At 65.0% G+C, this 3,189-nt stretch carries 1 pseudogene; it reads right to left on the bottom strand.

The annotated features are described in order from the left end of the window. A pseudogene (locus KP814_RS32100) lies at nt 1–3,189 on the bottom strand (type IV secretion protein Rhs); the annotation flags it as partial.

The raw sequence follows: 3,189 nt of genomic DNA, 5'->3' as shown, positions 1-3,189 counted from the left end.
ACGTATTCCGTCGCGCGCGTCTGCCCGCTGATGGTTTTGTAGGAGCCGTCCGCATCGCGATAGCCGCCTTCCACCACGCGAATGCGGTTGCCCAATGCGTCGTAGCTGTTGCGGTCGCTCAGACGCCGCTCTCCGGTCAGGCTCGCGTCGGCGTTGAAGGTCACCCGCACGCTGGGTTTGATGGTCTCCAGCAGGCGCCCCTGCGCGTCATAACGGTAGGCGTAAACATGGCCGCCGCGGTCGGTCCAGCTGATCCGGTTGCCCTGCGCGTCATAGCCGTAGCTTTCCACGACCTGTTGCSCCGAGGTCGCTTGCGCCGTCTGCGTCGTCAGTCGGCCCAGGCTGTCGAAGTCGCTGCGGGTGAACTGGTCATGCGCCGCGTCCGCCGTCAGCATCGCCCGCGCCTGCGCCTCGGTTTTGCCCGCCAGGRACGCCGCGTTGATCCGGTTGGCCCAGCTGCGCTGGGCGACYACCTGGCCCGCCGCGTTGTAGGTGAAGTCCTTCGCCGCGCCGCCGGCGCTGAYCTGCAGCGTCTGGCGATTGAGGGCGTCATAGAAGAAGTAGCCGGTGGCGCCGCTCGGATCGGTCACCGAGATGATGTTGCCGAACGCRTCGTATTGCGTGTATGTCGTATAGCCTTCGCCGTTGGTTTCCGAGGTTTTCAGGCCCCGCGCGTCAAACGTCTGSGATTTGCTGTAAATCTGCAGCAGCAACGCCCGGTGCTCGCCCTCRGGCAGGTGCTCCCGGCTCAGGAAGCTCAGCAATAACGCATTGTCCTTCAGCCACTGCGCCTGCTGGGACTGCCACAGTCCCGCAGGGTTGGCCTGATAGTTTTCCGCCAGCAGGCGCAAGCGCTCCCGCTCCCCTTTGGCCCAGTCGCTTTGACTGTCGAGAATCTCATAGGCGCGTGGATCRATCACCCGCTCCACCTGACCGAAGGCGTCGTAGACGTAGCCGGTGCTGCTGGCGTTCGCCGCGCCRAACGCTTTGGTTTCYTTCACCACCCGGTTCAGGTCGTCGAACTCATAGCGCGTGGTGCGCTCCAGRGCGGAGCCCTCCGCTTCGATCAGGGCGATGACGTTGCCGTAGCGGTCGTATTCCTTGCGCGTCAACGTGGAGACGCCATTGAGTTCCGGCGTGCGGATGCGCTCCTGRCGATTGAGGGCGTCGTATTCGTAACGGGTRTGCCGATCWCCRCTCACCGGGTCGTTATTCGCCGGGACGTTCGYCGTGGCGTAATCCGCCGCCGTGCGTTCATGGATCGACACTTCCGTGATGTACTGRCTTTCCTGAATCAGGTTGTCGAAGCCGTCGTACTGGTARCGCGTCACSGCGCCTTTGCGCGCGCTGGCGCTGATGTCCGCATCGTCGATGGAGTCTTTCGGCGTCAGTTTGGCGATCAGGCGGTTGTCCGCGTCGTAGGCGAAGGTGGTGACGTTGCCCCGCGCGTCGGTCACCGCCGTGCGRTTGCCGTGGGCGTCGTAGGCGTAGCTTTCAGTAATCCAGGTTTCCGCGCCGCCSGTCATCAGCCGYTGCGACTGGCTGATCTTRCGRCCSGCGTCGTCATAGGCGTAGCGGGTGATGCGGGTTTCCGCATCCGGATGCAGCCCCGACAGGGCGCTCAGGGTCGCCGCCTGGGTCCAGGGGGCGGCGTAACGGCGTTCTTCCGTCACCTGCCCCTGTCCGTTGTACAGGGTTTCCGAGACGTAGTTCTCGCCGTCCAGGCTGTAGCGCAGGCGTCCCAGGGCGTCGTAAACCCGACGGCTGTGCTGGTTCGCCGCCGCGCTGCGATGGGCGTCCGCCGCCTGCGTCACGTGCGTCAGGGTCGCGGCGGTTCCGAGATTCAGGCTGGCGGCGTAGCGCACGCGRTGGGTCAGACGRCCRGCRTGGTCGTACTCCTGTTCGATCAGGCGTCCGCCGGCGTCTATCCGGTAGATTTCCAGGCCGCGGGCGTCGTAGAAGACCTGCTCCACCCGGTCCCCGGCYGAAGCGTGGCCTTGYACATAAGTTTCCAGCGCCGCCGCCGTCAGCGGCTGGYTCAGGTCATAGGCCGCGACGTAACTCAGGGTGCGCGTCACCTGGCCATTGTGATCGTATTCCAGYTCGGTGATATGGCCCTGGTGATCCAGCTTGAAGCGCGCCTGGCCCAGGCTGTCGTACACCATGTAGGCATGTTGCGCCCGGGTCTCGCCCGCGACGAACTGCGCCAGCGCCGCTTCGCTGTAATCAGCGCCGCTGTAGGCGGTTTCGTAGCGCAGCGTCTGCGTCGCCCGGCCCGCCGCGTCGTAACGGGTCTCCGTCACCTGCCCCAGGGCGTTCAGGCTGAAGCGCGCCAGACCGCGCGCGTCGTAGATCGTGCGGCTGACGTTCACCCGTCCCGCCGGGGCGTCCAGCCGCGTTCCGATCACCACGTCTTTCAGCAGGGAGCCGCCTTTATAGAAAGAGCTGTCGATGGCGTACGCCTTGCTCGGGTCCGCCGCTTTCGCGGAGGCGTACACCAGCGTAAAGCCGGCGTCAGCTTCCCGTTTGATGTAGTAGCTGACCTTGCCGTTTTTCAGCTCGATGCGGTAACGGGTGTCCCCGGGCAGCACACCCAGCTCCTTCACCTTGGTCGAGTCTTCATAGCAGCGCACCACGCCGCCCTGCTTGCGGTAAAACGCAAAGTTCAGGTCCTCGTAGGTAGTGCCCCCATCCTTCTCGCTCAGACCACAGAACACGGCATTGACGCCCTCCGAGGGCAGGCTGAATTCAACGTAGCCCTCGCCCCGAATGCTCTGCCGCGATCTCACGCTGCCGGTAAAGTCTCTCGCTTCCGGTACGTCCAGCTGCTCAATGCGCGACGAACCGCCCACCAGCGCGCCGGTGCGCTTCGACCACTCCGCCGCCTGCGGCAGCCATTGCTCCACGCCCGCTTCGGTGTAGGTCGCGTTCGCAGGCAACGCCCCGTTGTACTGATAGGTGGCGATCACCCGTCCCGCCGCGTCGTATTCCCGCTCCGTCACATGGCCCAGCGCGTCGATCTCAAACCGCACCTGGCCTTTGGCGTCATACACCAGGCGCCCGCTGCGCGGCTGACTTTGTGCGCTGGCGAACTGGGTCAGCGCCGCTTCGCTATAATCCGGGCCGGCGTAGGCGCGGTCATAGCTGAGTTTTTCCGCCACCTGTCCCAGGGCGTCGTAACGGTTCTCG

The organism is Hahella sp. HN01, from assembly GCF_018986435.1.
In the GTDB taxonomy this organism is placed as follows: domain Bacteria; phylum Pseudomonadota; class Gammaproteobacteria; order Pseudomonadales; family Oleiphilaceae; genus Hahella.
Note: the sequence above shows the minus strand (reverse complement) of the source record. Positions and strands in the feature narration are given on the sequence as shown.